The 25,383-nt window shown below is 72.8% G+C and carries 15 protein-coding genes; 9 read left to right on the top strand and 6 right to left on the bottom strand.

Annotated elements, in window-relative coordinates:
* Positions 1 to 221: 221 nt before the first annotated feature.
* Both ACFWEE_RS23360 and ACFWEE_RS23355 read right to left on the bottom strand, forming a co-directional pair.
* Positions 222 to 536, bottom strand: a complete 315-nt coding sequence (locus ACFWEE_RS23360; RefSeq protein WP_386891787.1) for a hypothetical protein — start codon at positions 534 to 536, stop codon at positions 222 to 224.
* 1 nt (position 537) lies between these two features.
* Positions 538 to 9,603 (bottom strand): polymorphic toxin-type HINT domain-containing protein, encoded by a 9,066-nt coding sequence (locus tag ACFWEE_RS23355; protein ID WP_386891785.1) that lies wholly within the window; start codon positions 9,601 to 9,603, stop codon positions 538 to 540.
* Positions 9,604 to 9,924: 321 nt separating this feature from the next.
* Between ACFWEE_RS23355 and ACFWEE_RS23350 the strand changes: the two genes are divergently transcribed.
* The 4 genes from ACFWEE_RS23350 (at position 9,925) to ACFWEE_RS23335 (ending at position 13,775) form a co-directional block, all read left to right on the top strand.
* Positions 9,925 to 10,374 (top strand): hypothetical protein, encoded by a 450-nt coding sequence (locus ACFWEE_RS23350; RefSeq protein ID WP_386891783.1) that lies wholly within the window; start codon positions 9,925 to 9,927, stop codon positions 10,372 to 10,374.
* Between the two features lie 158 nt (positions 10,375 to 10,532).
* Entirely contained in the window at positions 10,533 to 12,038 is a 1,506-nt protein-coding gene (locus ACFWEE_RS23345) for a bifunctional phosphatase PAP2/diacylglycerol kinase family protein (protein ID WP_386891781.1), read from the top strand.
* Positions 12,039 to 12,415: 377 nt separating this feature from the next.
* A complete protein-coding gene (locus ACFWEE_RS23340; protein WP_386891780.1) occupies positions 12,416 to 13,225 on the top strand; it encodes a class I SAM-dependent methyltransferase in 810 nt (269 codons plus the stop codon).
* 196 nt (positions 13,226 to 13,421) lie between these two features.
* Positions 13,422 to 13,775 carry a VOC family protein gene (locus ACFWEE_RS23335; RefSeq protein ID WP_327179047.1) on the top strand — a complete coding sequence of 118 codons (354 nt, stop codon included), beginning with the start codon at positions 13,422 to 13,424 and terminating at the stop codon, positions 13,773 to 13,775.
* 135 nt (positions 13,776 to 13,910) lie between these two features.
* Here ACFWEE_RS23335 and ACFWEE_RS23330 read toward each other — a convergent pair whose 3' ends face one another.
* Positions 13,911 to 14,810 (bottom strand): arginase family protein, encoded by a 900-nt coding sequence (locus ACFWEE_RS23330; RefSeq protein ID WP_386891777.1) that lies wholly within the window; start codon positions 14,808 to 14,810, stop codon positions 13,911 to 13,913.
* A 171-nt stretch (positions 14,811 to 14,981) separates the two neighbouring features.
* On the opposite strand from ACFWEE_RS23330, the gene ACFWEE_RS23325 reads away from it, so the two are divergent.
* The gene (locus ACFWEE_RS23325) at positions 14,982 to 15,335 is read left to right on the top strand and encodes a DUF6204 family protein (RefSeq protein WP_386891776.1); all 354 of its coding nucleotides are present in this window, start codon (positions 14,982 to 14,984) and stop codon (positions 15,333 to 15,335) included.
* Here ACFWEE_RS23325 and ACFWEE_RS23320 read toward each other — a convergent pair.
* Entirely contained in the window at positions 15,298 to 16,602 is a 1,305-nt protein-coding gene (locus ACFWEE_RS23320) for an MFS transporter (protein WP_386891774.1), read from the bottom strand. The genes ACFWEE_RS23325 and ACFWEE_RS23320 overlap by 38 nt on opposite strands.
* A 488-nt stretch (positions 16,603 to 17,090) precedes the next feature.
* Between ACFWEE_RS23320 and ACFWEE_RS23315 the strand changes: the two genes are divergently transcribed.
* The 4 genes from ACFWEE_RS23315 to ACFWEE_RS23300 all read left to right on the top strand — a co-directional run bounded on the left by ACFWEE_RS23315 (position 17,091) and on the right by ACFWEE_RS23300 (position 21,621).
* Entirely contained in the window at positions 17,091 to 18,182 is a 1,092-nt protein-coding gene (locus ACFWEE_RS23315) for a sugar ABC transporter substrate-binding protein (protein WP_386891772.1), read from the top strand.
* A gap of 125 nt (positions 18,183 to 18,307) precedes the next feature.
* A complete protein-coding gene (locus ACFWEE_RS23310; RefSeq protein ID WP_386891770.1) occupies positions 18,308 to 19,084 on the top strand; it encodes an ATP-binding cassette domain-containing protein in 777 nt (258 codons plus the stop codon).
* Positions 19,081 to 20,361, top strand: a complete 1,281-nt coding sequence (locus tag ACFWEE_RS23305) for a sugar ABC transporter permease (protein ID WP_386891769.1) — start codon at positions 19,081 to 19,083, stop codon at positions 20,359 to 20,361. The genes ACFWEE_RS23310 and ACFWEE_RS23305 overlap by 4 nt, the downstream gene beginning before the upstream one ends.
* Before the next feature lie 33 nt (positions 20,362 to 20,394).
* On the top strand, positions 20,395 to 21,621 hold the full coding sequence (locus tag ACFWEE_RS23300; RefSeq protein ID WP_386891768.1) for an ROK family protein: 1,227 nt from the start codon (positions 20,395 to 20,397) through the stop codon (positions 21,619 to 21,621).
* A 7-nt stretch (positions 21,622 to 21,628) separates the two neighbouring features.
* Here ACFWEE_RS23300 and ACFWEE_RS23295 read toward each other — a convergent pair whose 3' ends face one another.
* Both ACFWEE_RS23295 and ACFWEE_RS23290 read right to left on the bottom strand, forming a co-directional pair.
* A complete protein-coding gene (locus ACFWEE_RS23295; RefSeq protein ID WP_386891767.1) occupies positions 21,629 to 23,395 on the bottom strand; it encodes a hypothetical protein in 1,767 nt (588 codons plus the stop codon).
* 215 nt (positions 23,396 to 23,610) lie between these two features.
* Positions 23,611 to 25,140, bottom strand: coding sequence for an FG-GAP repeat domain-containing protein (locus ACFWEE_RS23290; RefSeq protein WP_386891766.1), 1,530 nt, complete (start codon positions 25,138 to 25,140; stop codon positions 23,611 to 23,613).
* Positions 25,141 to 25,383: the final 243 nt, after the last annotated feature.

Here is a 25,383-nt window from a genome sequence, read left to right as displayed (position 1 = left end):
GGGGGGCCGGCGCGGGGGGGGGCCGGGGGGGGGCGGCCGGCCTCTCCCCCCCCCCCCCCGCCCGGGCCCCCCGGGGGGGGCCCCCCCGGGCCGTTCGCATGACCGGGCGCGCGCCCGGCCGGTTGTTCCGGGGCCGTACCGACCGCGGCCCGGACCGGGGTGAACCGGGCCGGGCCGCCGTGTCGACGGACTCCGGAGACGAGCCGGTCAGGCCCTGCGGCTCACTGTTCGAGCCGCATCAGATCGGCCTCCTCCGCCCACCGGTAGCCGGTGATCACGTCGCCGTCGAATTCCACGACGCACAGACGGTCGTCGTCGAGTCCGCACGAAGGGCACGGTTCCGGGTAGCCGAGGAGCTCGGAGCGGCCCGTCTGCGGGGCCCCCTTCGTCTTCCCCGTCCAGTCGACCGCGTCACCGATCGCGAGGCTCCGCAGCCGGACCCCGCCGAAGTGGAACTGGATCACCAGATCCGCGGTGCTTCCGCATGCCGCGCACGGCTCGGGCCGATCCACCGTCAGCACGTTGTAGGTACCCATGTCAGTACCTCTCGTTGGGGTAGTCGAACCTGCTGATCGCCTTGTAGAACTGCTGATCGTTGGTGATGATCGGCAGACCTTCCTCAAAGGCGGAGGCGAGCACCAGCGCGTCGTCGTCCTTGAGGACCGGCTTGTTGGCACCCTTCCACAGCTCACGCAGGTACTCCTGGAACGCCTGCGCCGCGTCGACGTTGGCCTCGGCTCCGATACGTCCTCCCCTGGCCTCCAGCCAGTCGAGAACGATCTTCTCCGGGTTTCCGCCGTCGACGGTCACCTCCTTGAACGCCTGCGGGGAGATGACCGGCCTACGGCCCGCGATGGCCGCGTCGACCTCCGCCTCCTTGCCCTGGAACAGCGCCGATATCAGCGCGTTGGTGTCCATGGCCACCTCTTCGCAGGCGTTGTTGTGCACCAGGACCGGCGTCGAACCCGCGACCACGTGGTAGGTGTGCAGGCCACTGACGGTCAGGTCGTAGGTGACCATCGCGCCGGTGTAGTTGCGCACCGCGCCGACCGTCGCCGTCCGTCCTTCGACGGTCTGCAGCACGTCGCCCGCCGCGAGCTCCGAGGCGTTGACGAACGCTCCTGAGGTGACGTCGTAGTAGGGATGGTTCTGGGTGCTGGTGATGACCCGGGGTCCGTCGGCGGTGTCGACGGTGAGGTCGGTGAACTCCGTGTCCGTCCGGGTGACGAAGGTGTGCTCCACGGCGCGCGGCTCGGAACCGCCGCCCGGGGACGCACTTTGTACCTCGTCCCCGACCCGCACCTCTTCGATCGGCCGTGTACTGCCGTCCGCCATCAGGACCCTGGTACCGGCCGGGAAGCTGTGCGCGGGGTTCACGCACGTCACACCGACCGCGATGGAGCGGATCCGCGACAGCATCGCCGCGTTCCTGAAGTTGCGGAAGGTGATCGCGTTGATGGCACCGGTCCGGGCCAGGTTGCTCAGCACGTTCATGGCGGCCTCGGTGCCGGCCAGGTCACCGATGGCCATGGCCATCCGCAGCGCTGCCGCACCCTTCACCACGGCCTTGAGGACCGCCGGCACGACGATCGAGGCGATCGCCCACCGACAGTCGCTGCTGCCCAGGTCGAAGTGCTTGGCGCAGCCGACGAAGTCGCTGATCAGCGCGTAGCCGATCGTCTTCGCCAGGTTGACGTCGAACTCCCAGACGTTGACGTCGACGACCCGGTGGTCGGTGAAGTCGATCTTCGCCTTGTCCAGGTAGTCCTTCTCGTAGTGACCGGAAGCGATGCACTGGGAGGCCGTGGCGTCCGGATCGGCGCACGTGACCAGGAAGAACATCGCGGTACCGGTGATGTGGACATCGACCGGCATGCTGCAGTGCAGGATCTGCGAGGTCGCCCTGCACTGGTCGGTCGCCTGGGCGGTCTGCTTCAGGTCGACCGGCTCCACGACCACGCCGGGGTACTCGCCGTCCACCTCCCCGCCGGAGGCCGGCTGCCCGCCCGCCGTGGGCGTCCGGTCCTCTTCGAGCCGGCTGGTCGCCTCGGCGATCTTCGCCGACTCGTCGGCGTCCGCCTGGGCGTTGGCCGCGTGCTCGGCGGCCAGCCTGGAGGACACCTCCGCCTCGTCGGCGCTGTCGGACGCGTTGTCGGCCGAGGTCCGCGCCCGGTCGGCGGCGTCCCGTGCGGATGCGGCGTCGAGTTCGCTGTCGTCCGCCGCGGACCGTGCCGCCGAGGCGTCTTCCCGGGCGTCGCCCGCTGACGCGTTCGCCTCCCACGCACTGTTCTGTGCCTGGGAGTTGAGAGCGTCGAGGCGCTCCGATCCGGCCTTCACCTCCTTCGCGTCGGCCGCTGCCCGGGTGGCCGACTTCAGTGCGTTGGCCGCTTCCCGCGCGGCCCTGGCGGCCGAGGCCGCCGCGTCCGCCGCCGCCTGCGCGGCGAGCTTGGCGTCGGCGTCGGCGCGGTCGGCCGCGTCCTGTGCGGCCTCGGCGAACGCCTCGGCCTCGTCGGCGCGGAGTTCGGCGACCTCCACCTCCTGCTCGGCGAGGGTCTTCGCCGTGTCGGAGACGACCACCGAGAGACCGGCCGTGGCGTCGGTGGCCGCGAACGCGATACCGAGTTCGATGGCCTGGTCGGCCGGGGCCGTGACGGCGTTGGCGGTGTCACGGGCGATCTCGGCCTGCTGAGCCGCCGCGTGTGCCTGGGCGGTGGCGGTGGCGCTGTCGGAAGCCGCGCCGTCCGCCTCGTCCCGGGCGCCCTCGGCTGCCGCCTTGGCGTTCGCCGCCTCCTTGGCGGCGTCCTTCGACAGGGCCTGGGCCGCGTCGGAGTTGTCCGCGGCGACCCCTGCCTGTTCGATCGCCTCGGCCGCGAGCGCGTGTCCCTCGGCCGCGTTGGCCGAGGTCTGCGCGGCGGCCTTGTCGGCGACCTTGGCCGCCTCGGTGGCCTTCTCGGCGGCAGCGGTGGACACCGTCGCCGCCGCCCGCGCCGCTACCGCCGCGGCGGAGGCGTCGAGGGCGTCGTTGTTGGCCTGGTCCGCCGCGAGGGTGGCGGCGTTGGCCTCCAGCCGGGCCTGCTTGGCCGCCGCGGCGGCGTCGTCGGCCGCACTGGTGCCGACGGCCGCTGCGGCAGCCGCGTCGGCGGCAGCCGCCTTGGCCCGTGCCTCGTCCATCGCCTTGTTGGCGGCGGTGGCCCGGGACTTGGCGGCTGCGGCGTCCTGCTCGGCCTTCGCCGCCGTGTCCTCGTCGCCCGCGGCCCGGTCTGCCTCGGCCGCGGCGTTGGCCTCGTGCTCGGCCGCGATGTCGGCCTGCGCCTGGGCGTCGGCCTCGGCGGCCTCGGCCTTGTCCCGCTCGGACTCCGCGGTGGCCCGCGCCGCCGCCGCCTTCTGGGCCTCGGAGTCGGCGGTCGCCGCGGCGCTCTTCGCCGTCGCGGCAGCCGCCTTGGAGCTGGTCTCCAGCGGACCGATCTTCGCCTTGTCGGCCGCGACGATCGCCGCCGCGTTGGCGGCGGCGACGGCCTTGCCGTGCGCGGCGACCGCGTCCGCCTCCGCCTTCTCCGCGCTGTCCTGCGCCGTCTCCCGGAGGAAGGCGGCCCGTGCGGCGTGCGCCTGGGCGCTGGCGTTGGCCAGCAGGGCGGCGCTGTCCGCGACGGTTGCGTTGGTCGCGGCGACCGCGGTCTTCATGGCGAGCGCGGTGGCCTGGGTGGCCGCCGCCGCCGACTTGGTGACCTGTGCCGACTGGTTGGCGTAGGCGAGGGCACGTCCCTCGGGGACCTCGCCGGCCTCGGCGGTGGCCGCGGCCTCGTCCTCGGCCGCGACGACCGCGTCGGCCGCGGCCTGCGCGTCCTTGGCGTTCTGGGTGGCCGTGGCCGACAGGGCGTCGACCCGGTCCTTCAGTGCCGCCAGGTCCGCCGTGACGGAGACCGGCTTGCCGTCGGACGAGAAGTTCCCGCCCATCGTGGTCGGCCAGTCCTTGATGAAGGTGTTCCAGGCGCTGTTCGGGTCGGCCTCGGCCTCCATGAGGTTGTTGGCCACCCATGCGTTGCCCAGGGCGTCGTGCATCGCGACCGCGCTGGACTGCAGGGCCTTCAGCGCCTTGATCTCGGCGTTGGCGATCTTGTTGCGGTCGCCGGACTGGGCGGCGTACTCGGCCTCCCACTGCGCCGAGGCGACTTCCTCGACCTCGACCATGACCTGGTACGGGTCCCAGGGGTTGGTCGGGTCACCGTTCGCCCAGCGCGTCTTGAGCCGCTCGACCTCGATGTCGAACTCGGCCGTCCCCTTCTCGGGGGCGACGGTCGGGTAGCCCTTGTACTGGATGAGACGGCGTACGTCGTCGGCCGAGCCGCGCAGCTCCTGGTTGTCCAGCATCAGCTGCCACCAGCCGTACCAGTCCCCCGCGTCGATCTTCTCCTGGAGGATCTCCGTGGCCTTGGCCTGGGCGGCCGGGCTGGCCTGCGGCACCTGGGCGAGACGGCCCCAGCCGACGGCCGAGCCGATCCGCTGGTAGACGGTCCCCGGGTTGAGGAACGAGGTGACCGCGGTGTCGTACTCGGGCTCGGTGTTGGCGAAGTCCGAGGTGAAGTACTTCCAGACGGTCTCCTGGCGTTCGTCGGTGCGCGCGAGCATGCCCTCGGACTGGTCGCGCGCCTCCTGGACGTCGGCGTCCCAGGCGTCCCACACGTCCTGGTCGAACAGGGACGTGGTGGAGCCGATCTGGCCGGAACCGGCGAGCCGGGTGGCCGCCAGCGTCTTGGAGGCGACGCCGCCCACGTGGAGCAGGTAGGCGAGGTTCTCCCGGCCGATCCGGATGTTCGCCTGGTCGTCCATGAGCTTGGCGCGGGCGTCCAGGTCGTGCTTGGCCTGGGCGGCGGCCTGTGCGGCGGCGACCTGGGCGGCGAGTGCCGCCTCGTCGCTGCGCAGCTGCTCCTCGGCAGCGGCGGCGGCGTCCTCGGCCTTCGTCGCGTCCTCGGCCGCGGAAGCCGCCGCCTTCTCTGCGGCGGTGGCGTCCTCGGCCGCCTTGTCGGCGACCTTCTGGGCGTTGGTGGCGTCCTCGCCGGCCGTCGCCGCGGTCGCCGCGGCGGCGGTCGCGTCCTTCTCGCCCGCGCTCGCCGCGGAGTCGGCCGCCTGTGCGTCGGCCGTGGCGGCCTGTGCGGAGGCCGAGGCCGTCTTGGCCAGCGCCTGTGTCTCGGTGTCGAGTTCGGCGACCTTCACCGAAGCGTCATCGGTGGCCTTGGCGTCGTTCTCGGCGTCGGTCGACGACTTCTGCGCCGCCTCGGCCGATGCCGCTGCCTCGGCCGCGGAGGCCGCTGCGTCGGCTGCCGCCTGGGCGGCCCGCTTTCCGTCGCCGGTCGCCCGGTCCGCCGCGTCCTGCGCCTCCTCGGCGACGGCTGCCGCCTGGGCCGCGTTGGCGTCGGCGGCGGCCGTCTGCTGCTCGGCGAGGGACTGGGCGCTCTTCGACACCAGGGTCGCCAGACCCGCGGAGGAGTCCGTCTCGGCGTACGGAGCGCTCAGTTCGATGGCGGAGGCGGCCGGGGCGGCCACCTTTGCCGCGGCGGCCCGGGTGACGTCGGCGGCCTGGCCGGCCGCGTACGCCCTTCCGGCGGCCTCGGCGGACGCGCTGAGCGCCGCCTCGACCTGCGCGCCCGCCTCGACGGCCTTGCTCTTGGCCGCGAGGGCCGCCTGCGCCGCGTCGGTGGCGTCACCGGCGGCGTCGACGGACTTCTGGGCGGCGGTGTGCGCCTCGTCGATGGCGGTCGCGGCGGCCGATTCGGCCGACATCGCCGCGTGGTAGGTGATCAGCGCGTTGGCGTCGGCGTCGGCGGCCCACGTGGTGGAACGCGCGGCGGCGGCAGCCGACTCGGTCGCCGCCTTGCGGGCAGCGATCGATGCCTCGCTGGTGGACTGGGCGTCGGTCGCCGCCGTTTCGGCGACGGTCCTGGCCTGTTCGGCCGCCTCGGCCGCCCGGTCGGCCGCTGCCTTCGCGGCGGCGGCGGACGAGGTCCCCTCGGCGGCCACCGCGGCTGCGGCGAGCGCCTGGGCGGTGGCGGTGGCGACGTCCTTCTTCCGCTGCGCGGAGGCGGCGTTGTCGCGGGCGACCTTCGCCTTCGCCGCCGCCTGCTCGGCCGCGGAGGCCAGCTTGCGGGCGTCGGAACCCGCGGTGTTGGAGGCGGTCCGCTTGGTGGCGGCCTCCTTGCCCTGGTCGAGCGCCTTCTTCAGCGCCTCCCCGGCCTTGTCCCGCTCCGTCTGGGCCTTCGCCTTGGCGGCGGCTGCGTTCTGCCGCTCCGTCTCGGCGTTGGCGGCGGCGGTCTTCGCGCGGGTGTTCGCGGCGGTGGCGTCGGTCTGGGCCTGGACGGCCGTCGCCTTCGCGTCGGCGACCTTGCCGGCCGCGTCGGCGGCCTCGTCGGCGCGCTTCTTGGCGTCGGCGGCGAGGTCGGCCGCGTCCTTCGCGGACTGCTCGGCCGACTCGCGCAGGAACTCCGCGCGGGCGGCGGCGGCCTGGGCCTGGGCGTTGGCCAGCAGCGTGGCGCTGTCGGCCGCCGAGGCGTCGGTGGCGGCGACGGCGGTGTCGAGCGCGTTCGCGGTGGCGAGAGCGGCGGCGGCCGACGCCTTGGTCACCTGGGCGGACTGCTGGGCGTAGTAGAGGCCGCGGCCGAGGGGCGTGCCGTTCTCCCGGGCGATGGTCTTGGCCGCCTCCACGGCGGCGTCGGCCTTCGCTTCGGCGGCGGCGGCGTCGTTCGCGGCCTTCCGGGCGACCTGGGCCTGTCCGGTGACCAGTTCCTTGACGGTGGCGAGGTCGGCGACCGCCTGGGCCGTCGTCTTCGCGCCCGTGCCGGTCTTGCGCAGGGACGGGTTGGCCTGCCAGGTGAGGAGCCGGTTGGCGGCCCAGCCGTAGCCGAGCGCCTGGTGCGTGGCGCGGGCGCCGGTCTCCAGCGCGGTCAGGGCCGACTGTTCCGCGTCGACGATGTCGTTGCGCGGCTCGGCCTGGGCTGCCTGCTCGGCCAGCCATTCGCTGGACGCGGTCTCCTCCACCTCGACCAGGACGTGGTTCCAGTCCGTCGGGTTGGAGGTGTCGCCGCTGGACCAGCGGGCCTTCAGCGCCTCGACCTCGACGCGGAACTCCGGAGTGCCCTTGGGCGGGGCGACGGTCGGCAGACCGTGGTACTGGATGAAGCGGCGTACGTCGTCGGCGGAACCGCTGTTGGTCAGCGAGCCGAGCATCGTGTACATGCCGTACGGGTCCTCACCGCCGTTCTCGGCGATCAGTTCCTGCACGATCTCGGTGACCCGGTCCTGGGCCTCCTGGCTCGCCTTGACCACCGGGGGCGTCACCCACAGGTTGGCCCAGTCGCGCTGGAACATCCCGGCGGAGGACATGAAGTCGGTGACATCGGTGTCGTACTGCGGCAGCTCGTGGTCCGAGGAGGTCGCGTACGGCTCGATGAACTCCTCCAGTCCGTCGTCGGTGGCCTCGCGCGAGGAGTCGTAGGCGCTCGCGCTGCGGTCGTCCAGGGTGAACGCGTCGTCGACCTGCGGCTCGGAGAACTCGTTGATGTGCTCCTCGCCGTTGGCGAGCTGGGTCACCGACACGCTCTTGGCGTAGGCCAGCGGCCAGCCCAGCTGGCCGACGTCGACGGACCACTTGCCGTTGACGCCGCGCAGGTGGCCGGAGTACGTACCGGCGGCGGAGTCGAGGGCGACCAGGCGGACCCGGCCGTCGGAGAGACCGTGCGCGCCGATGGCGTCGGCCTTGTACGAACCGTCCGAGGCGGCCTTCGCCGCGGCCCAGGTGCCGTCCGTGCTCCGCACGGTGTCCCACACCTTGTCGCCGTCGCCGGAGACGAAGACGTGCAGCTCACCGGCGGGGGTGGCCGCGAGGGCGATCATGTCGGCGCGCGGGGTGGTCACCGCCGCGCTCGTCCAGCTGCCGTCCGTGTGGCGGACGGAGTCCTGAACGGTGCCGTCGGCCTTGACCACGCCGACGTGCAGCTCGCCGTCGGGCGTACCGACGGCCGAGACGGCGCGGGCGGTGCCGCTCTGGTCGACGACGACCGGGGCGGCCCAGCTGCCGTCCGGGTGCCCGGCGTAGTCGCGCACGGTGTTGCTCTGGTCGACGACGATCGCGTGCACGTCGCCGTCGGGCGTGGCCGCCGCGGCGACGGCGCGGGCCTTGCCCGAGCCGTCCACGACGACCGAGCCGGAGAGCGCGGAGGTCCAGGCGTCGGCGGAGGCGCCGCGCTTCTGGTCCCAGACGGTCCCGTCGTCGGCGAGGGTGAGCTCGTGCAGGTCGCCGTCGGGCAGGGTGGCGAGCTGGAGGTCCCTGGCGTGGCCGAAGGCCCCGTCGACCACGTACGGCGTGCTCCAGCTGCCGGACGTGGCGCGGGTGGTGCTCCACAGCCGCCCGTCGTCGGCGGTGGCCTGGACGTGCAGTTCGCCGGTGGGCTGGGCGCCGAGGGAGAACGCGGTGGCGTGCGGGGCGGTCACCGTGGACGCGGTCCAGCTGCCGTTGTCCTGAAGGGCGCGGTCGGTGACCGTACCGGAGTCGGTGAGCGTGGCGACGTGCAGCCGCTCGGTCGGTACGGTGACGGCCGACAGGGCGCGGGCCTTGCCGGTGGAGTCGACGACCGTGGCGGCGGCCCAGGTGCCGTTCGTGCCCCGCACGCGGTCGCGGACGGTGTGGTCGGTGCCGAGCATCTCCAGGTGGACCTGGTCGCTCGCGGTGGTGGCGAGGGCCACGGAGGCGGAGGGGGCGGTACCGGCGTCGATCACGCTCGTACCGGACCAGCTGCCGTCGGCGTGCCGGACGTTGCCCCAGACCTTGCCGTCGCCGGTGACCATCGCGAGGGTAAGCTCGTTGGCGGAGGACCCGGTCGCGGCGAGGGACTCGACCTTGCCGGGGAGCGAGTCGAAGAGCACCTTGCTGACGCCCCCGCCCAGCATGAAGTAACCGGGGTAGGCGTCGGGTTCGTAGGTGCGGTCGGTCACCCTGCCGTCGGCGGAGAGCAGTTCGAAGTGCAGCTCTCCGCCGGGAAGCGCGGCTGCCGCGATGGCGGTGGTGCTGGTTCCGCCGTCGATCAGGATCGGACCGGTCCAGGTGCCGTCCGGGTAGCGCACGTCGTCGTAGACGCTGCCGTCACGGGTGAGCATGGCGACGTGCAGCTGGCCGTTGGCCATGGTGGCCTGCGCGCTCTGCGCGACGGGACCGATTCCTTCGCCGAGGCCCGAGTTGTCGGTCTCGTCTCCGTCCTCGTCCAGGACGACGTCCTTGGAACGGGACCCGAGGAAGACGTTCCAGCCCGGCCAAGGGCCTTCGTCGCGCCCCGCGAGCCATTCACCGGCGTTGGCCTTCATCGCCGGACCGCCGCTGTGCATGATCCGGGCGAACATGGCCTGTTCGGCGCGCGCGTCCGCGGCGTCGGACATCGCCTGTTCACGGGTCTCCAGATCCGCTTCGGCGGACTTCGCCGCCGCCGCTTGGGACGGTACGGCCGCGTCGGCCCTGCCCGTCGTGGTGCCTACGGTCGACGCCGCGATCGCCAGGACGATCGCGGCCGAGACGGCCGCACGCGATCCGGCCGATCTTCGGCCGGTACGTATGGAGTACAAGTCCCCACCCTCGATAGAATTAACAAGATCCAAAACGAAGGCACGCTACTGGAGACACGTGCAGACGGCAACGACAATTCGGCGACGAAGAAATGCATATGACTGGACATCAGTAAATGTCGGGAAGAACCGCCCCAGTGCTCCAGCCGCCTCCACGACCGGTCCGCCGCCGTCCTCCCGAGCCCCACGGGCGAGGCCCCGCCACCCCGGCGAAGGGCCGGGCCACCGGCCGAACGGCCGGAGCCCCCGGGAAAGCGTGTTGACCCTGCGTCACGTTCGTGATCAACTCCCTCCGCAGATCCATCGCAGGGGGTTAACTTCATGTCAGGGAACACGGGCCGCCGACTGGCCGCGATCGCGCTGACCGCCTTCGCGCTCGTCGCGGCGGCGGGCTGCTCTTCATCGGATGCGCACACCGACGCCGCCGCTTCCGCGAGCAAGGCGCCGCGGGACTACGCGACGGCCCCGGGCAAGGGCGGCCCGTGCCGGGCGACCATGACCCACATCGACGACGTCGGCCAGAAGATCACCACCGACGCGAAGGACCCGGACAAGGCGCAGACCGACCTCGCGGACGCCTCGGACCAGTTCGCCGACGACGCCGAGAAGATCAAGAACCCCGAGGCCAAGAAGGCCGCCCAGCAGCTCAGCACCGTCTACCAGGGCCTCGCCGAGAGCGCCGAGAAGAACCGCAGCCCCGACATGAAGACCCTGCCCGACCAGGTGCAGAGCGCGATCACCGCGCTGAGCACCTGCGCGGCGGCCGAATAGGGGCCGGCGGGCCGCGGAGAGGCCCCGGCCCGGACACACTCCGGACGGACCGGCGACGATCCCGGGCGAACGGGCACCGGCCGGCCGGGCACACCCCCGGACGGCGTCTTCCGCGCGCCTCCTGGTTCAGGGCGGCGGGACCGGGTATCCGCTGAGCCATGTCCACACGCCCTCTGCCCACCACCTTCACCTCGTCCGACCGGCTCAAGGGCTGGCTCCAGCGGCGCGACCTGAGCGCGTTCCAGGGCGTCGCCGAACGCCACTGGCCGGGCGCCGAAGCCGTACTGCCCCGGTTGAGCCGCAGCGCCAACCACGGCCTGCTGTGGTTCGGCGCCGCCGCGGGCATCGCCACGCTGGGCGGCAGCGCGCGGGCGCGCCGCGCCGCGCTGCGCGGGGTGGCCTCGCTCGCCCTCGCCTCCGCCGCCATCAACACCGTCGGCAAGGGCGCGGTGCGCCGGGACCGGCCGGTGCTCGACATGGTTCCGGTGATACGGCGGCTGAAGCGCCAGCCGATCACCACGTCCTTCCCGTCCGGTCACGCCGCGTCCGCCGCCGCGTTCGCCACCGGGGTGGCTCTGGAATCCCTGGGCTGGGGCGCGGCCGTCGCCCCGGTCGCGCTGGCGGTTGCCGCTTCCCGCGTCTACACCGGGGTGCACTATCCCAGCGACGTCGTGGCGGGCGCCGCGCTCGGTGTGGGCGCGGCCTTCGCGCTGCGCGGGGTGGTACCGACCCGGGGCCAGCTCCCCGCCCCCGGCCGGCCCCCCACACAGGCGCCGTCGCTCCCCGCCGGTGAGGGCTTGGTGGTGGTCGTCAACGAGGAGTCGGGGACCGCGCGGGGTACGGCTTCACTCGTCCGGGACGCGCTGCCGATGGCCGAGGTGGTGGAATGCGCACCCGACGCCCTGGCGGACACGTTCGCCGAGGCGGTCGGCAGGGGGCGGGCGCTCGGCGTCTGCGGCGGCGACGGTACGGTCAACCTGGCGGCGTCCGTCGCGGCCACCCACGGGGTTCCGCTGGCGGTGTTCCCCGGCGGTACCCTCAACCACTTCGCGTACGACCTCGGCATCGAGACGGTGCACGACACGGTGGCCGCCCTGAAGGCCGGTGACGCGGTCCGCGTCGACCTCGGACGCTTCCGGCCCGGCCCGCACGGACCCGACGGGGCGGACGGCTACTTCCTCAACGCGTTCAGCCTCGGCGTCTATCCGGAGCTGGTACGGAAGCGGGAGCACTGGGCGCCCCGCATCGGCGGGTGGCCGGCCGGGATGCTCGCGGCCTTCGAGGTGCTGCGCGGGGAACGTCCCCTGGAGGCGGAACTCCAGGGCAAACGGCGCCCGTTGTGGTTGCTCTTCATCGGCAACGGCCTCTTCCAGCGGGTCGGCCCCGCGCCCGGCAGGCGCCACAACCTCGCGGACGGCCTGCTGGACGTGCGCGTGGTCCACGGCGGCCGGACCCCGGGGCTCCGGCTGGTCGCGGCGGCCGTGGCCGGCCCGCTGACCCGCTCGCCCGTGCACGCGGCGGAGCGCCGCCGCCGGGTCAGGATCGCCGGACTGCCGCCGGGGACCCCGTACGCCTACGACGGCGAAGTGGCCCGTTCGGGCACGGAGTTGCTCGTCGACAAGCTCCCGGAGGCGCTGACGGTCTACTGCCCCATGCCGGTCTGACGGCTCCCGGACTCCCCCGGACCACCCCCTGCCCCTGCCCCTCGCGGTCGCGCGAGGGGCAGGGGCAGGGGCCGTACGGAAGCGTCCGGCGAGCGGTTCGACGTACGGCTTCGGGATACGGCTTCGGGATACGGCTTCGAGGTGCCGTACGCGGCGCCCGCCACTCGGTCGCTCGGCCGCTCGGTCGCTTCCAGGAGATCGATCAAGTCAATGGCGATCGTAACCAGTTCAGCACTCCTCCCCATGGAAGGACGACGCCCGGCGGCCACGCACCCCTTCCCGTCGTCTCACATCACAAGACACGTATCTCATTATGCGGCGCGGAGCGTACCGTTGAGGCATCGCTCGAAGCAGCGTTCGGAGAGAGGACATTCGGCATGCCGAAGGAAACCGCCGTCTACACCCATGGGCACCACGAGTCGGTGCTCCGCTCGCACCGCTGGCGCACCGCCGAGAACTCGGCGGCCTATCTGCTCGGTGAGCTCAAGCCGGGAATGTCCGTGCTGGACGTGGGCTGCGGGCCGGGGACGATCACGGCCGATCTCGCCGCGCTGGTCGCACCGGGCGTCGTGACCGGCGTCGAGACCAACCAGGCCATCCTCGACCAGGCGGCCGGAGCCGCCCGCGAACGCGGCCTGGAGAACGTCTCGTTCGCCGTCGCCGACGTCCACGCACTGGACTTCCCGGACGACTCCTTCGACGTGGTCCACGCCCACCAGGTGCTCCAGCACGTCGGTGATCCCGTCCAGGCGCTGCGCGAGATGCGCCGGGTCTGCCGCCCGGGCGGGATCGTCGCTGCCAGGGACAGCGACTACGCGGCGATGACCTGGTATCCGGAAGTACCGGGTCTGGAGGCGTGGTTGGCCCTGTACCGGCAGGTGGCCCGCGCCAACGGCGGGGAGCCCGACGCCGGGCGCAGGCTCCTCTCCTGGGCCCGGCAGGCCGGCTTCACCGACATCACCCCGACCGCCGCCGCCTGGTGTTACGCCACGCCGGAGAGCCGGAGCTGGTGGAGCGGGCTGTGGGCGGACCGCACGGTCGCCTCCTCCTACGCGCAGAAGGTGGTCGAGGCGGGTCACGCCACGGCCGAGGACCTCACGGCGGCGGCTGCGGCGTGGCGCGCCTGGGGCGAGGAGAGCGACGGCTGGTTCATGGTGCCCCACGGCGAAGTGCTCTGCCGGGCCTGACGCGGGACGGCCGCCGGGCCCGGGGACCGGCGGCTCGAAGCTCTCGCGCCCCGTCGACGAGGTCCGGTCCGGACCGGTACGACCGACGATCGGACCGACCGACGACCGGTACGACCGACAACGTCGGTGCGACCTGCCGGTCCGGACCGAAGCGAATCGATCACGCGGCCCGGGAGCCCCAACTAACCTCGTGTGCATGGACATCCTGGGAACCACGCTACGCATCTGCGTCGACGACCTGGAGGCCTCGGTGGCCTTCTACGAGGGCATCACCGGCACCCGTGCCCTGCGCTTCGAGCGCGGCGGGGTGTCGGTCGCCGCGATCGGCTGCTTCCTGCTCATGAGCGGGCCCGAAACCGAGTTGGAGATGCTGCGCAAGGTGGCGGCCACCATCGCGGTGAAGGACGTGGACGAGGCCCGCGAGGCGCTCACCCGGGCCGGCGCGCACATCGTCGCGGGCCCGGTCCCGACCCCGGCCGGCCGCAACCTGATCGCCCTCCACCCGGACGGCTCGGTCTTCGAGTACGCGGACCGCAACGCCATTGTCTGACCCGCCCCCGGACCGTGTCCGCCGGTGGTCCGTCCGACGGCGGTCCGTCCGACGGCGGTCCGTCCGACGGTCTCCGTCCGCCCCGGGCTCGCGCGAAACCGCGGGCCGGGGCGGGCCCGGGTGCGGCCCACGCTCTCAGGGCTGCCCCGAGAACGCCCCCACCACCAGGTCCGTGAGGAGCGCCGCCCCGGTGGCCTCGGGGTCGAGGTCGGGGTCGTAGATCGTGACGTTGAGCCCCACGCACCGGGGCGAAGCAACCAGCGTACGCAGCAGTGGGGCGAGTTCGTCCGGCAGGAGGCCGCCGTCGTCGGGGCTGTCGACGGCAGGCATCACGCTCGGGTCGAGCACGTCGGCGTCCAGGTGCACCCAGAATCCGTCGAGCGGAGCGGCCTCCAGGGACACGACCACGGCCCGGGCCACCTCGGCGGGCCCCCACGCGCGGATCTCGCCGACCGTCAGATGGGGGATCTTCAGGCCGGTCAGCTCGGCCCGGTCCTCGTCCCCGTCCCGCAGCCCGAAGAGGCGGAGGTCCTCGTCCCGCACATAAGGGCCGAGCCCTTCGAGGTCGGCGAGATCGTCCTGTCCGCGCCCGGTCGCGAGGGCCATCTCCTCACCGGCCGCCGCGCCGATGCGGTCCGAGTTGCCCGGGTGCCGGAAGTCCGCCGACGCGTCCACGGCCGCCAGTCCGTACCGTCCGATGCGGCGCAGGGCGAGGGAAGCTCCCAGCTGGATCGAACAGTCGCCGCCCAGCACCACGGGGAAGTCGCCCGCCCTGACGTGACGTTCGAGGCGGTCCGCGAGGGTACGCGTGTAGCGGGCGAGGGCCGCGGCGTTGAACACGCCGTCGCCTTCCTGCCAGGTGCCGAGGTCGTAGCGCGGGGGGACCACGACGCCGCCTTCCAGGGCGCCGAGCCTCCGCACGATTCCCTGTTCGCGCAAGGCTCCCGCGAGTTTGCAGCAGCCGGGGACGGTGCCGGGCGACGGGGGCCTCAGGCCCAGGTTGGAGGGTGCGTCGATGACGACAATATTCCGCATGCCTCCCATCCTTCCCGTCGTAACCTGGGCCCCGCGCGGATTTCGCCGCGGGACGAACGCGCGGGACATCCCCCGCACGCGGCACCAAAGCGGCGCCGCACCGAAGCAGCACGGCACCGAAGCAGCGCCGCCCCGAGGCGGTGGCTGCGCAGAAGAAGGCAGGGCACCACGATGGGTACGCAGCACACATACCGGGTGATCGTCCGGGGCACCTGGGACGGGCTGACGGACGAGGCGCGGACCCGGCTGCTCGCCGAAGTGGCGGACCACGGCCTCACCTCGATGCAGTTCACCGAGGAGGGATCGCTCACCTACGACACCGTGCTGAAGCACTTCAGCTTCCGGTACATCGTGGTGTCGGACGCCGAGGACGGCGAGGAGATGGCGTCCGCGCTCGCCGAGGAGCGCGCGGAAGCCGCGCTCGAGGCCCAGGGATACGGGTACGGGCCGCTGCGCTCCACGGCGACGGACATGGACGCCATGAAGATCAATTACAAGGGCCGGCGGGGCCCCGGGGCCGCGTGACTTTCCCAGCCGGGCCCCGGGGCCGCGTGACACCCCCGGCCGGATCCCGGGGCCGCGTGACAGCCCCGGCGAGACGGCTGAGGCGGTCCTCGGCGAGGAGCAGCACGAGCCCGGCGGCGGCGAGGCACAGGCCGAGGACGGCGGCGCCGTGCGGGCCGTGCGCGTCCAGGACGTTCCCGCCGAGGAAGGAGCCTGCGGCGATGCCCGCCTGGAAGGCGGCGGAACCGCTGGCGGAGGCGACGTCCACGTTGCCCGGCGCGATGTGCAGGATCCGGCTGGTGAGGGCGGTGACCATGCCGGACAGGGCCAGCAGGAGCAGGGTCACCGCGGTGACCGAGGCGGCGGGGCGGTTTCCGGCCACCACGAGGAGCGCCAGGGCGGCGGTCACCACGGCCACCGATCCGGTCATGGTGGCGCGGGTGCTGCGGGCGGCCGTCGTCCCGGACAGGCCGGTGCCGATCAGCCCTCCCACTCCGCCCACCGCGAGCACCGCGCCGACGGAGTGCGAGGAGATCCCCGCGACGTCGGTGAGGAAGACCGTGACGTACGTGTAGAAGGCGAAGAACCCGCCGATGACGACGGCGGTCACGACGACGAGGAGCAGGAACCGGAAGCGGTCGGGCGCCGGGGCGGTGGCGGCCGGGTTCTCCTCGACCGGTGTCGAGGGCAGCATGCCCACCACGGCGATCCCGGCGACCAGCCCCAGGCCGCTCATCACCACGAACGGCACGCGCCAGTCGGTCTGCTGTCCGAGCCAGGTCCCGGCGGGCGCGCCCAGCACCTGGGCGAGCGCGGACCCGCCGAAGAGCGTGGCGACCACCTTGGCCCGCACGCGTACGGGGAACATGCCGGCGGCGGCCGAGGCGACCACCGACCACATCACCGCGTGGGTCAGCGCGATCAGGACGCGCGCCCCCAGCAGGACGCCGTACCCGGGGGCCGTGCCGCAGAGCAGGGTGGCGCCGGTGAAGAGGGCCAGCAGCACGGCCAGCAGGCGTCGGCGGGGAATCCGCCGGGTCACCGCGGTCAGCGGGACGGCGGTCGCCATCACCACGAGGCCGTATCCGGTCACCAGGAAGCCCACGGACTGCAGCGACACCTTGAGGCCGTGCGCGATCTGCGGCAGCAGGCCGACCGGCAGGGCCTCGACCGTGGCGAACGCGAAGAGCGCGAGCGACAGCCCGGCCACCGCGACGAGCGCCCGCCCCCGGGACACCTGCCCCACGGCCTCCGCTCCCGTCTGCGGCGATCCCCTGTCCGTGGTCACGGCCGAGCCCCCTCCCCCGTCTTCGCCTTCCCCGTCGGGGACCGCGCGGCGGCCCCGGAAAGCGGGCACGCGAACGGGTCGGCGCGCAGCAGAAGACCACGCGAAAGTTGCCATGTCAAGATCGAAACTTTCGACCGTCATGCCCGCCCGCGACAGCCGCGCACAGAGGCCACAGGTCCACGCGTCAACCCACCCGACAGACAGACCGCCAGTCACTGACGAATCGTCACTTCAACTCGACATGCCTGCGCGGGGCGGGAGTTGAGGGTGTTCACGGTGTTGCCGGCCGATTTCCGCGGCGTGACCCGATCGTGACCGGGCCGTGTGCGCGGGGGGCTGGTGGCGAGTCGTCCGAGCCGCGTATGTTGCCGCCCACAACATTCAACGCCCGTGTGCGCACCGCGTGTTCGCCGCGTTGCCGGTAATCCATCACTGCCGACCCGTGCGACCGGCGCAGGACGGCCGTACCCCAGAAAGGGGCCCTTCCGATGCGCAAGGGACTTGTCCTCGCCGGCACCTCCGTGGTGCTCATGACCTCGCTCGCCGCCTGCGGCGGCTCCTCCGGTGACGACGGAGCCGACGGCGGTGCCAAGAAGCCGAAGATCGGCGTGATCCTTCCGGACAGCAAGTCGTCGGCCCGCTGGGAGGACGCGGACCGCCCCCTGCTGACCGCCGCCTTCAAGGCCGCGGGCGTGGACTACGACATCCAGAACGCGGAGGGCGACAAGCAGGCCTTCCAGACCATCGCCGACCAGATGATCACCAAGGGCGTCAACGTCCTCGTGATCGTGAACCTGGACAGCGGCACCGGCAAGGCCGTTCTCGCCAAGGCCAAGTCGCAGGGCGTGGCCACGATCGACTACGACCGGCTGACCCTGGGCGGCTCCGCCCAGTACTACGTGAGCTTCGACAACACGGCCGTCGGCAAGCTCCAGGGCGAGGGCCTGGGCAAGTGCCTGACCGACCTGAAGGCCGAGAAGCCGGTCGTCGCCGAGCTCAACGGCTCCCCCACCGACAACAACGCCACGCTGTTCGCCCAGGGTTACAACAGCGTCCTCGATCCGAAGTACGCCTCCGGCGAGTACGCCAAGGGCCCCAACCAGTCGGTCCCGGACTGGGACAACGCCCAGGCCGGCACGATCTTCGAGCAGATGCTGACCAGCGAGCCGAAGATCGGCGGAGTGCTCGCCGCCAACGACGGCCTCGGCAACGCCGCCATCGCGGTGCTGCGCAAGAACCACCGCAACGGCCAGGTCCCCGTCACCGGCCAGGACGCGACCGTCCAGGGCCTGCAGAACATCCTGGCCGGGGACCAGTGCATGACGGTCTACAAGGCGGTGAAGAAGGAGGCCGACGCCACCGCCCGGCTCGCGGTGAGCCTGGCCAAGGGCGAGAAGGGGGAGACCAACGCCACCGTCGACGACCCGGAGGGCAAGCGCGAGGTCGCCGCGGTCCTGGAGACCCCGACGGCCATCTACCGGGAGAACGTCAAGGACGTCGTGGCCGACGGATACGTGACCAAGGCCGATCTGTGCACCGGCAAGTACGCCGCTCTGTGCACCACGTACGGCATCCAGTAGACCTGCCCGCCCCGGCCGGGCGGTCCGGCAGACCGTGCCGGGGTGTCCCGGCGTACCCGTGCGGCCCCGGACCGGACTCGGGCCGGGGCCCCGCGGAGCAACGACCCGTAAGGAGCCGTCCACCCATGACAGCGACCCCGATCCTCGAACTGCGGGGGATCGACAAAAGCTTCGGCGCGGTGCAGGTACTGCACGAGGTGAACTTCGCCGCCTACCCGGGGGAGGTGACCGCCCTGGTCGGCGACAACGGCGCCGGCAAGTCCACGCTGGTGAAGTGCGTCGGCGGGATCCATCCGGTCGACTCCGGCACCTACCTCTTCGACGGCAAACCGGTCCATGTACACAGCCCCCGCGACGCCGCCTCGCTGGGCGTCGAGATCGTCTACCAGGACCTCGCGCTCTGCGACAACCTCGACATCGTCCAGAACATGTTCCTCGGGCGGGAGAAGCACCGGGGCATCGTGCTCGACGGCTGGACGATGGAGGAGATGGCCGCCAAGACGCTGAAGAGCCTCTCGGTCCGTACCGTGAAGTCGGTCCGCCAGAAGGTCTCCAGCCTCTCCGGCGGGCAGCGGCAGACGGTGGCGATCGCCAAGGCCGTGCTGTGGAACAGCAAGGTCGTCGTGCTCGACGAGCCGACCGCCGCGCTCGGCGTCGCCCAGACCGCGCAGGTCCTGGAGCTCGTCCGCAGGCTCGCCGACAACGGACTCAGCGTCGTACTGATCTCGCACAACATGAACGACGTCTTCGCGGTGTCCGACCGGATCGCCGCCCTCCACCTGGGCCGGATGGCCGCCCAGGTCAAGACCTCGGACGTGACGCACGCCCAGGTCGTGGAACTGATCACCGCGGGCCGCAGCGGGGACCTGGGCCTCACCGACACCAACGGAGCCACCACATGACCGCCCTCGCGCCCGAGCAGCCGGAAGGCCGGGGAAGAAAGGCCGGAGCGTCCGGCGCGGACGACCCCACCGAGTCGGCCGGTGTCGGCGCGCTCGCCCGCGCCTACGTCGAGCGGGTGCGCGGCGGCGAGCTGGGCGTGCTCCCCGCCGTCCTCGGCCTCGTCGTCCTCTGCGCGTTCTTCGCGATCCTCCGCCCCGTCTTCCTGACCGAGCTCAACTTCGCCAACCTGCTGACCCAGGGCGCGGGCAGCATCGCCATCGCCATGGGCCTGGTCTTCCTCCTTCTCCTCGGCGAGATCGACCTCTCCGCCGGGTACGCCAGCGGCGTCTGCGCCGCCGTGCTGGCGATCCTCCTCACCCATCACGGCTGGCCCTGGTACGGAGCGGTGGCCGCCGCGATGCTGACCGGAGTGGCGATCGGCCTGCTCCTCGGCACCCTGGTGGCGAAGGTCGGGATTCCGTCCTTCGTCGTCACCCTCGCCGCGTTCCTGGGCTTCCAGGGCATCGTGCTGATCCTGCTGAAGGAGGGCACCAACATCTCGATCGAGGACGGCACGATCCTCGCGATAGCCAACGACAACCTCAGCCCCGCGCTCGGCTGGGTCCTGCTCGCGGTCTGCGTCGCCGCCTACGCCGCCGTCCAGTTCCGGGCGAACAGCAACCGCAGAGCGCGCGGGCTGGCCACCTCGCCGCCCGTCCTGCTCGCCCTGCGCCTCTGCGCGGCCACCGTGCTCGGGGGCGTGGCGGTGTACCTGCTCAACCAGGAACGCAGCCGCAACGTCATCGTCGACTCGCTCAAGGGCGTGCCCATCGTGGTGCCGGTCATCGGCGCCCTGCTGGTCATCGGCACCTTCGTCCTCCAGCGCACCTCCTTCGGCCTGCACATCTACGCGGTGGGCGGCAGCCCCGAAGGGGCCCGCAGGGCAGGCATCAACGTGGCCTTCATCCGGGTCGCCGCCTTCGTCATCTGCTCCGCGATGGCGGCCGTCGGCGGCATCATCGCCGCCTCGCGCGGCAACTCGGTGGACCCGAACACCGGCGGCAGCAACGTCCTGCTGCTCGCGGTGGGCAGCGCGGTCATCGGCGGCACCAGCCTCTTCGGCGGTCGCGGACGGGTCATCGACGCCGTCCTGGGCGGCATGGTGGTCGCCGTGATCCAGAACGGAATGGGCCTCATGGGGTACAGCTCGGGCGTCAAGTACGCTGTCACCGGTTCGGTACTGCTGGTCGCCGCAGGGGTGGACGCGCTGTCCCGCCGCCGCGCAGCGCAACGATGAGGTTCACCGCCGCGCAACGATGAGGGTCACCCTATGAAAGCCGGTCCTTCCCAGGAGGAAATACGCCGGCACAACCTCAGCACGGTGCTGCGCCACGTGCACATCGGCGGCCCCGCCTCCCGGACCGTTCTCGCCGAACGCATGGGAGTCAACCGCAGCACCGTGCTGGGCCTGGTCAGCGAGCTCACCGCCGCGGGCCTGGTACGCGAGGAACTTCCCCGCGACACCGGCCGGGCGGGGCGGCCCTCACTGGTCGTGCGCCCCGAGCCCGCGCGCGCGTACGTCCTCGCGTTCGACATCGGTGTCGACCGTCTGACGGCCGCCCGCATCGGTTTGGGCGGTCTCTTCCTCGACCGGCGCGAGATCCCCTGGCCGGGGGCGGGCCCGCAGCGCCCCGGTGAGGTCGCGGACGCGCTCGCGGAGTCGGCCCGGCAGATGCTGACCGCCATCCCGCCCGGGAGCCACTGCGTCGGCGTGGGGGTGGCGGTGCGCGGCATCGTCCGCCACCCCGACGGGCTGGTCCGTTTCGCTCCCAACCTCGGCTGGACGGAGGAGGACTTCGGCGCCCAGCTCGCCGACCGGCTCGGCCTCTCCGTCCCCGTCACCATCGGCAACGAGGCGAACGTGGCGGCCCTCGCCGAGCACCTGCGCGGCGCCGGAGCCGGCTGCCGCAACCTCGTCCACCTGCACGGCGACATCGGCATCGGCGCCGGTGTCATCATCGACGGACAACTCCTGCGCGGCGACGAGGGGTACGGCGGCGAGGTCGGGCACATGATCGTGAACCCGCACGGCGGCAGGCGCTGCGGCTGCGGCGCCACCGGCTGCCTCGAAGCCGAGGCAGGTGCCCGGGCCCTGCTCGAAGCCTCCCGGCGCGACAGCCGTACGCCGGGCTACGACACGGTACGCGCCGTCGTCGCCGCCGCCGACCGGGGGGACGTCGTCGCCGCCGCCGCGCTGCGCGGTGTCGGCGACTGGCTCGGCATCGGGGTCGCCAACCTGGTCAACCTCTTCAACCCGGGCACCGTGATCTTCGGTGGCGTGCTGCGGGACGTCTTCCTCGGGTCGGCCGCGCAGGTGCGCAGCCGCATCAACACCACCGCCCTCAGGGCCTCCCGCGAGAACCTCCGGCTACGGGTCTGCGAGCTCGGCGACTCCGCCGTGCTGATCGGCGCGGCGGAACTCGCCTTCTCGGAGAGCCTGGACAATCCCCTGGAGGTGCTGGCCCGGCTCGACGGTCAGCGTACGCAGTCCTGGTGACGATTCGTCAGTGATGCGGGCAGACGAGGAGACCTGCCGCCGGGAAGGCGGTCGGGCCCGTGCAGTCGAACGCGGCGCCGACGGCCTCCCTCACGGCGGGGGCGACCCGCCCCAGCGGGAACCAGCCGGGGTCGACGATCAGATACCGGGCGGCGGGGTCGCTCAGGCAGTCGAGGTTCTCGTCGAAGCTGGTGAGCTCCGCGACGTCGGGGTCGTACGAGGTGCGTTGGAGGAAGGCCGGGGAGGGGTAGCGGCAGCGGGTGGGGTTGCCCAGCGAGTACGCGATGTCGCCGAAGGCCAGATAGACGACGGGGGTGTCCGGGCCGACGCGGGCACGGAGCCCGTCGAGCCGGTGCGTGAGGTCCCGCAGGGCCTGCGCGCGGGACCTCGCCGTGAAGTCCGCGTGGCGGATGTCGAAGGAGTACGGCGTCGTCGGCCAGGCGGGGATCGCCGTGGCGAGGCCCAGCGCCACCACCGCGGCGACGGCCGTACCCCGGCGGGGGCGGGCCGGACGGCGGGCCGCGGTGAGGGCGGCGACCAGCGCGAGCAGCACCACGGCCGCGAGGACGGCGCAGACCGCGGTGGCGTGGGCCGTGCGCCGGGCGAGCGGCTCTCCCGCGACCAGCGGGACCGCGACGCCGAGCAGGGCCGTGGCGCCCACCGGACCGGCTGGTGCCCGGCCGTGCACGGTGAGATGCCGGGTGACCGCCAGCGCCCAGAAGGCGGCGCCGAGCACCGGCAGTTGGGCGAGGTGGTAGAGGAACCACTGCCCCTGCACCACGACGGTCCCCACCACCACGAGCAGGCCGGACACGATCAGCGCCGAGCCGCTCCAGCGGCCTGGGCCGTGCGTCGAAGGTGGCGTCGTCCGCCCGGAGGAGGTGCGGACCAGGAGGGTGAGGGTGACCGGCAGCAGGGCCACCACCGGGAACAGGACGGCCTCGTCGACCAGGGACATCCCGAGCTCGTGGACCTGCTCGGCACCGAAGCCGGTACGGAACACGCTGTTGGGGTTGAGCGAGGAGAACTCGTGGAGCCAGCGCCATTCGCGGGGCTCCACCCGGACCGCGAGAGCGAGCCCGGCGGGCGTGGCCAGCGCCGCGACCGCCGCGCTCAGGACGGCACGGCGGCGGTCCAGGACCACGACGACCAGCAGGGCGAGCAGGGCGGTCGAGGCGGTCGTGTACTTCATCAGCACCGCGAGCGCGAGCAGGACACCGGAGAGCGATACGGCCGGGGCGGTACGGCGTCCCGCGAGCGCGGCGCCGACCGCGGCGGTCGACAGCAGGACCGCCAGCCACTCGGGTTGCAGGAAGTCCCAGGCCGGGGCGCACACGAGCGCGGCGCCGACCGCGACCGCCACCGCACCGGCCTCGCGCCGGGGCAGCGTGCGCAGCAGGCCCGCCCGCAGCCACCAGGCCGCGCCCAGGGAGAGGACGACGACGACGAGCCGGATCAGCGCCTCCCGTTCGGCGACCGTCCCGGAGGTCAGGGCGTCGAGCCCGGCGATGGTCCACCGGTACGCCAGCGGCCGGTGGACGAAGATCTCCGACGCGTCGAGCCCCGCGCGGTGGGTGGCCCGGATGCCGCCGAGGGAGTAGCGGACGTCGTGGTTGAGGCCGCTCCGGCACATGAGCGCGACCACGCAGAGACCGGCCGCCACCGCCGCGATCGACCGCACCGCCCGCAGACCGCGCGGGACACGGGATTCGCCCTGGCCGGCGCCGCGTTCGTGCGGGCGGGGCGGGGTGTGCGCGGTGCTGTCGACGGTCATGAGCGCAGACATTAACGGCGTCCCGGGCCGGTTCCGGACGGCGGTCCGACGAATTCGCCGCAGCGGGCGCCTTGTTCATCACCTGTTCGTGCCGGGTTCAGATCCGCTGTTCGTACCGGGTTCGGCCGGCGCGCCGCCCGAGGGCCCGGCCGGAGAAGCCCCGCCCGGCCCCGGAGCGTGCGCGGGGGTCGGGCGGGGCAGTGGCTCGGGCCCGTTCAGGCGATGTGGGAGAAGAACTGGTATCCCGTGGAGGCGTACCACTTGGCCGGTGCGAGCACGCCCTTCGAGACGTTGAGGACGGCCGCGCCGCCCGCGGGCGTGGTCGCGAAGAGGTCCTGGCGTCCGTCGCCGTCGATGTCGCCGGCCGCGACGATGCGCCGGTAACCGGCGTACCCGGTACCGAGCTTCGCCCGGCCCGCGTAGCTGCCCCTGCCGTTGCCCTTGAAGAGCCACAGGGTGCCCGCGCCGTCGCGTGCCACGAAGTCGGCGAGGCCGTCACCGGACAGGTCGCCGCGTCCGGTGACCAGGTTGTAGCCCTTGAGGCCGACGCCGATGTGCTTCCTCGGGCCGAATCCGCCCTTGCCGTTGCCGGTGTGGAGCCAGAGGTCGCCCGCGGCGTCCCTGCCGAGGAGGTCGGGCAGCCCGTCGCCGGAGAAGTCGGTGGCGGCGAAGAGGGCGTTGTATCCGGCGAAACCGTTGCCCAGCCAGGTGTGCGGCCGGGTGTCGAGGGAATCCCAGGCCGGGCCCGGCCCCGAGTAGCGGTAGAGGCCGCCGCCCGGCGTCCGGGCGAGCAGGTCGGCGTTGCCGTCACCGGTGATGTCGCCGGGCTGGAGGAGCCAGTCGTAGGAGACGTGCCAGAAGCCGGTCGCCCCGATCTCGTGCTCGCAGTTGACGAGACGGTCCTGGCTGTCCACCCCGCAGAAGGAGACGAGTCCTCCGCCGGTGCTCGGCTGGGTCGCGACCACCGAGCCGCGGCCGTCCCAGTCGTCGAAGTAGACGTCGTGGCGCCATGTCTCGACCGTCGTCCGGTGCGCGGCGACTCCGGTGTAGAGGCGCACCCCGCCGGCGACGCATCCCGCGGCAGGGGTGGCCGAGATGCCGATCAGTTTGCCGCCGGCCATGAGCGCACCGCCCGCGTCCCCCAGGCACTGGTCGGCGGGGTCGGGTGCCGGGGCGCCCTTGGCCGGCATGGTGCAGAAGGAGCCGGCCGGCGGCGTCCGCCCGAGGCGCGAGGTGCAGGTCGCAGTGGTCAGGATCGCCACCTGCTCGGTGTGCGCCGAGCGTGGGCTCTCGGGGTCCCTGCCCGCCCAGGAGTAGAAGGTGGCCGCGGCACCCGGCGCGTACAGAGCGGCGTCGGCCGTGGTCGCGAGGACCGGGTGGCCGTTGCCGGTCGTGTAGCTCACCGGGGAGTTGCCCGCGGGGGCGACCGCGAGGGCGTCCTTACGGGTCGTGGCGTCGTACCCTGCGGCGGTCGCGTACCGCAGGACGTTCCCTCCCCAGTCCGGAGTGCCCCCGTGGTACCACCAGTACCAGTCGTTCCCCGACCGGCCGGTGAAGCAGTCCGGGGCGGTCACCTCACGGATCCCGGTCACTTCGACCGCCGTGCACCCCCGGTGGACACCGGTGACCGGGTTCTCGCTCTCGAACCCCACCAGCCAGGAGGGAAAGGCCGGTTGGGCGGCGGCCGACTGCGCGCCCGGGCCGGCCACCCCCGCCGCCATCATCGCCCCCAGCACGACGGCCACCGCGCCGGACCTCCGTCCCGCGCGTCTCCTCGTCGATCTCCCCATGTTTCCCCTCACCCTGCCCGGCCGGCTTGCGGCGCGGGCCTCGAATCGTGCGCGGCCGGCGGAAGGTCCCGGCCGGAACTCCTCTCTCGTAGCACGCGGAAAGCCCGCGCAGGGGCCGCGCCCGCGTATGTCCGTGATCTTCCGGGGGTGTCCCTCCGGCTGTGGCGCGCCGTTGGAGGAACCGTTGATTCCGACGGG

It is taken from the genome of Streptomyces sp. NPDC060184, from assembly GCF_042728795.1.
Lineage (GTDB): Bacteria > Actinomycetota > Actinomycetes > Streptomycetales > Streptomycetaceae > Streptomyces.
Note: the sequence above shows the minus strand (reverse complement) of the source record. Positions and strands in the feature narration are given on the sequence as shown.

Bases quoted from the DNA above. Each gene is read 5' to 3' on its own strand.
- ACFWEE_RS23360 (WP_386891787.1), bottom strand. From the start codon at position 536: ATGGGTACCTACAACGTGCTGACGGTGGATCGGCCCGAGCCGTGCGCG.
- ACFWEE_RS23350 (WP_386891783.1), top strand. From the start codon at position 9,925: ATGTCAGGGAACACGGGCCGCCGACTGGCCGCGATCGCGCTGACCGCC.
- ACFWEE_RS23345 (WP_386891781.1), top strand. From the start codon at position 10,533: ATGTCCACACGCCCTCTGCCCACCACCTTCACCTCGTCCGACCGGCTC.
- ACFWEE_RS23340 (WP_386891780.1), top strand. From the start codon at position 12,416: ATGCCGAAGGAAACCGCCGTCTACACCCATGGGCACCACGAGTCGGTG.
- ACFWEE_RS23335 (WP_327179047.1), top strand. From the start codon at position 13,422: ATGGACATCCTGGGAACCACGCTACGCATCTGCGTCGACGACCTGGAG.
- ACFWEE_RS23330 (WP_386891777.1), bottom strand. From the start codon at position 14,810: ATGCGGAATATTGTCGTCATCGACGCACCCTCCAACCTGGGCCTGAGG.
- ACFWEE_RS23325 (WP_386891776.1), top strand. From the start codon at position 14,982: ATGGGTACGCAGCACACATACCGGGTGATCGTCCGGGGCACCTGGGAC.
- ACFWEE_RS23315 (WP_386891772.1), top strand. From the start codon at position 17,091: ATGCGCAAGGGACTTGTCCTCGCCGGCACCTCCGTGGTGCTCATGACC.
- ACFWEE_RS23310 (WP_386891770.1), top strand. From the start codon at position 18,308: ATGACAGCGACCCCGATCCTCGAACTGCGGGGGATCGACAAAAGCTTC.
- ACFWEE_RS23305 (WP_386891769.1), top strand. From the start codon at position 19,081: ATGACCGCCCTCGCGCCCGAGCAGCCGGAAGGCCGGGGAAGAAAGGCC.
- ACFWEE_RS23300 (WP_386891768.1), top strand. From the start codon at position 20,395: ATGAAAGCCGGTCCTTCCCAGGAGGAAATACGCCGGCACAACCTCAGC.
- ACFWEE_RS23295 (WP_386891767.1), bottom strand. From the start codon at position 23,395: ATGACCGTCGACAGCACCGCGCACACCCCGCCCCGCCCGCACGAACGC.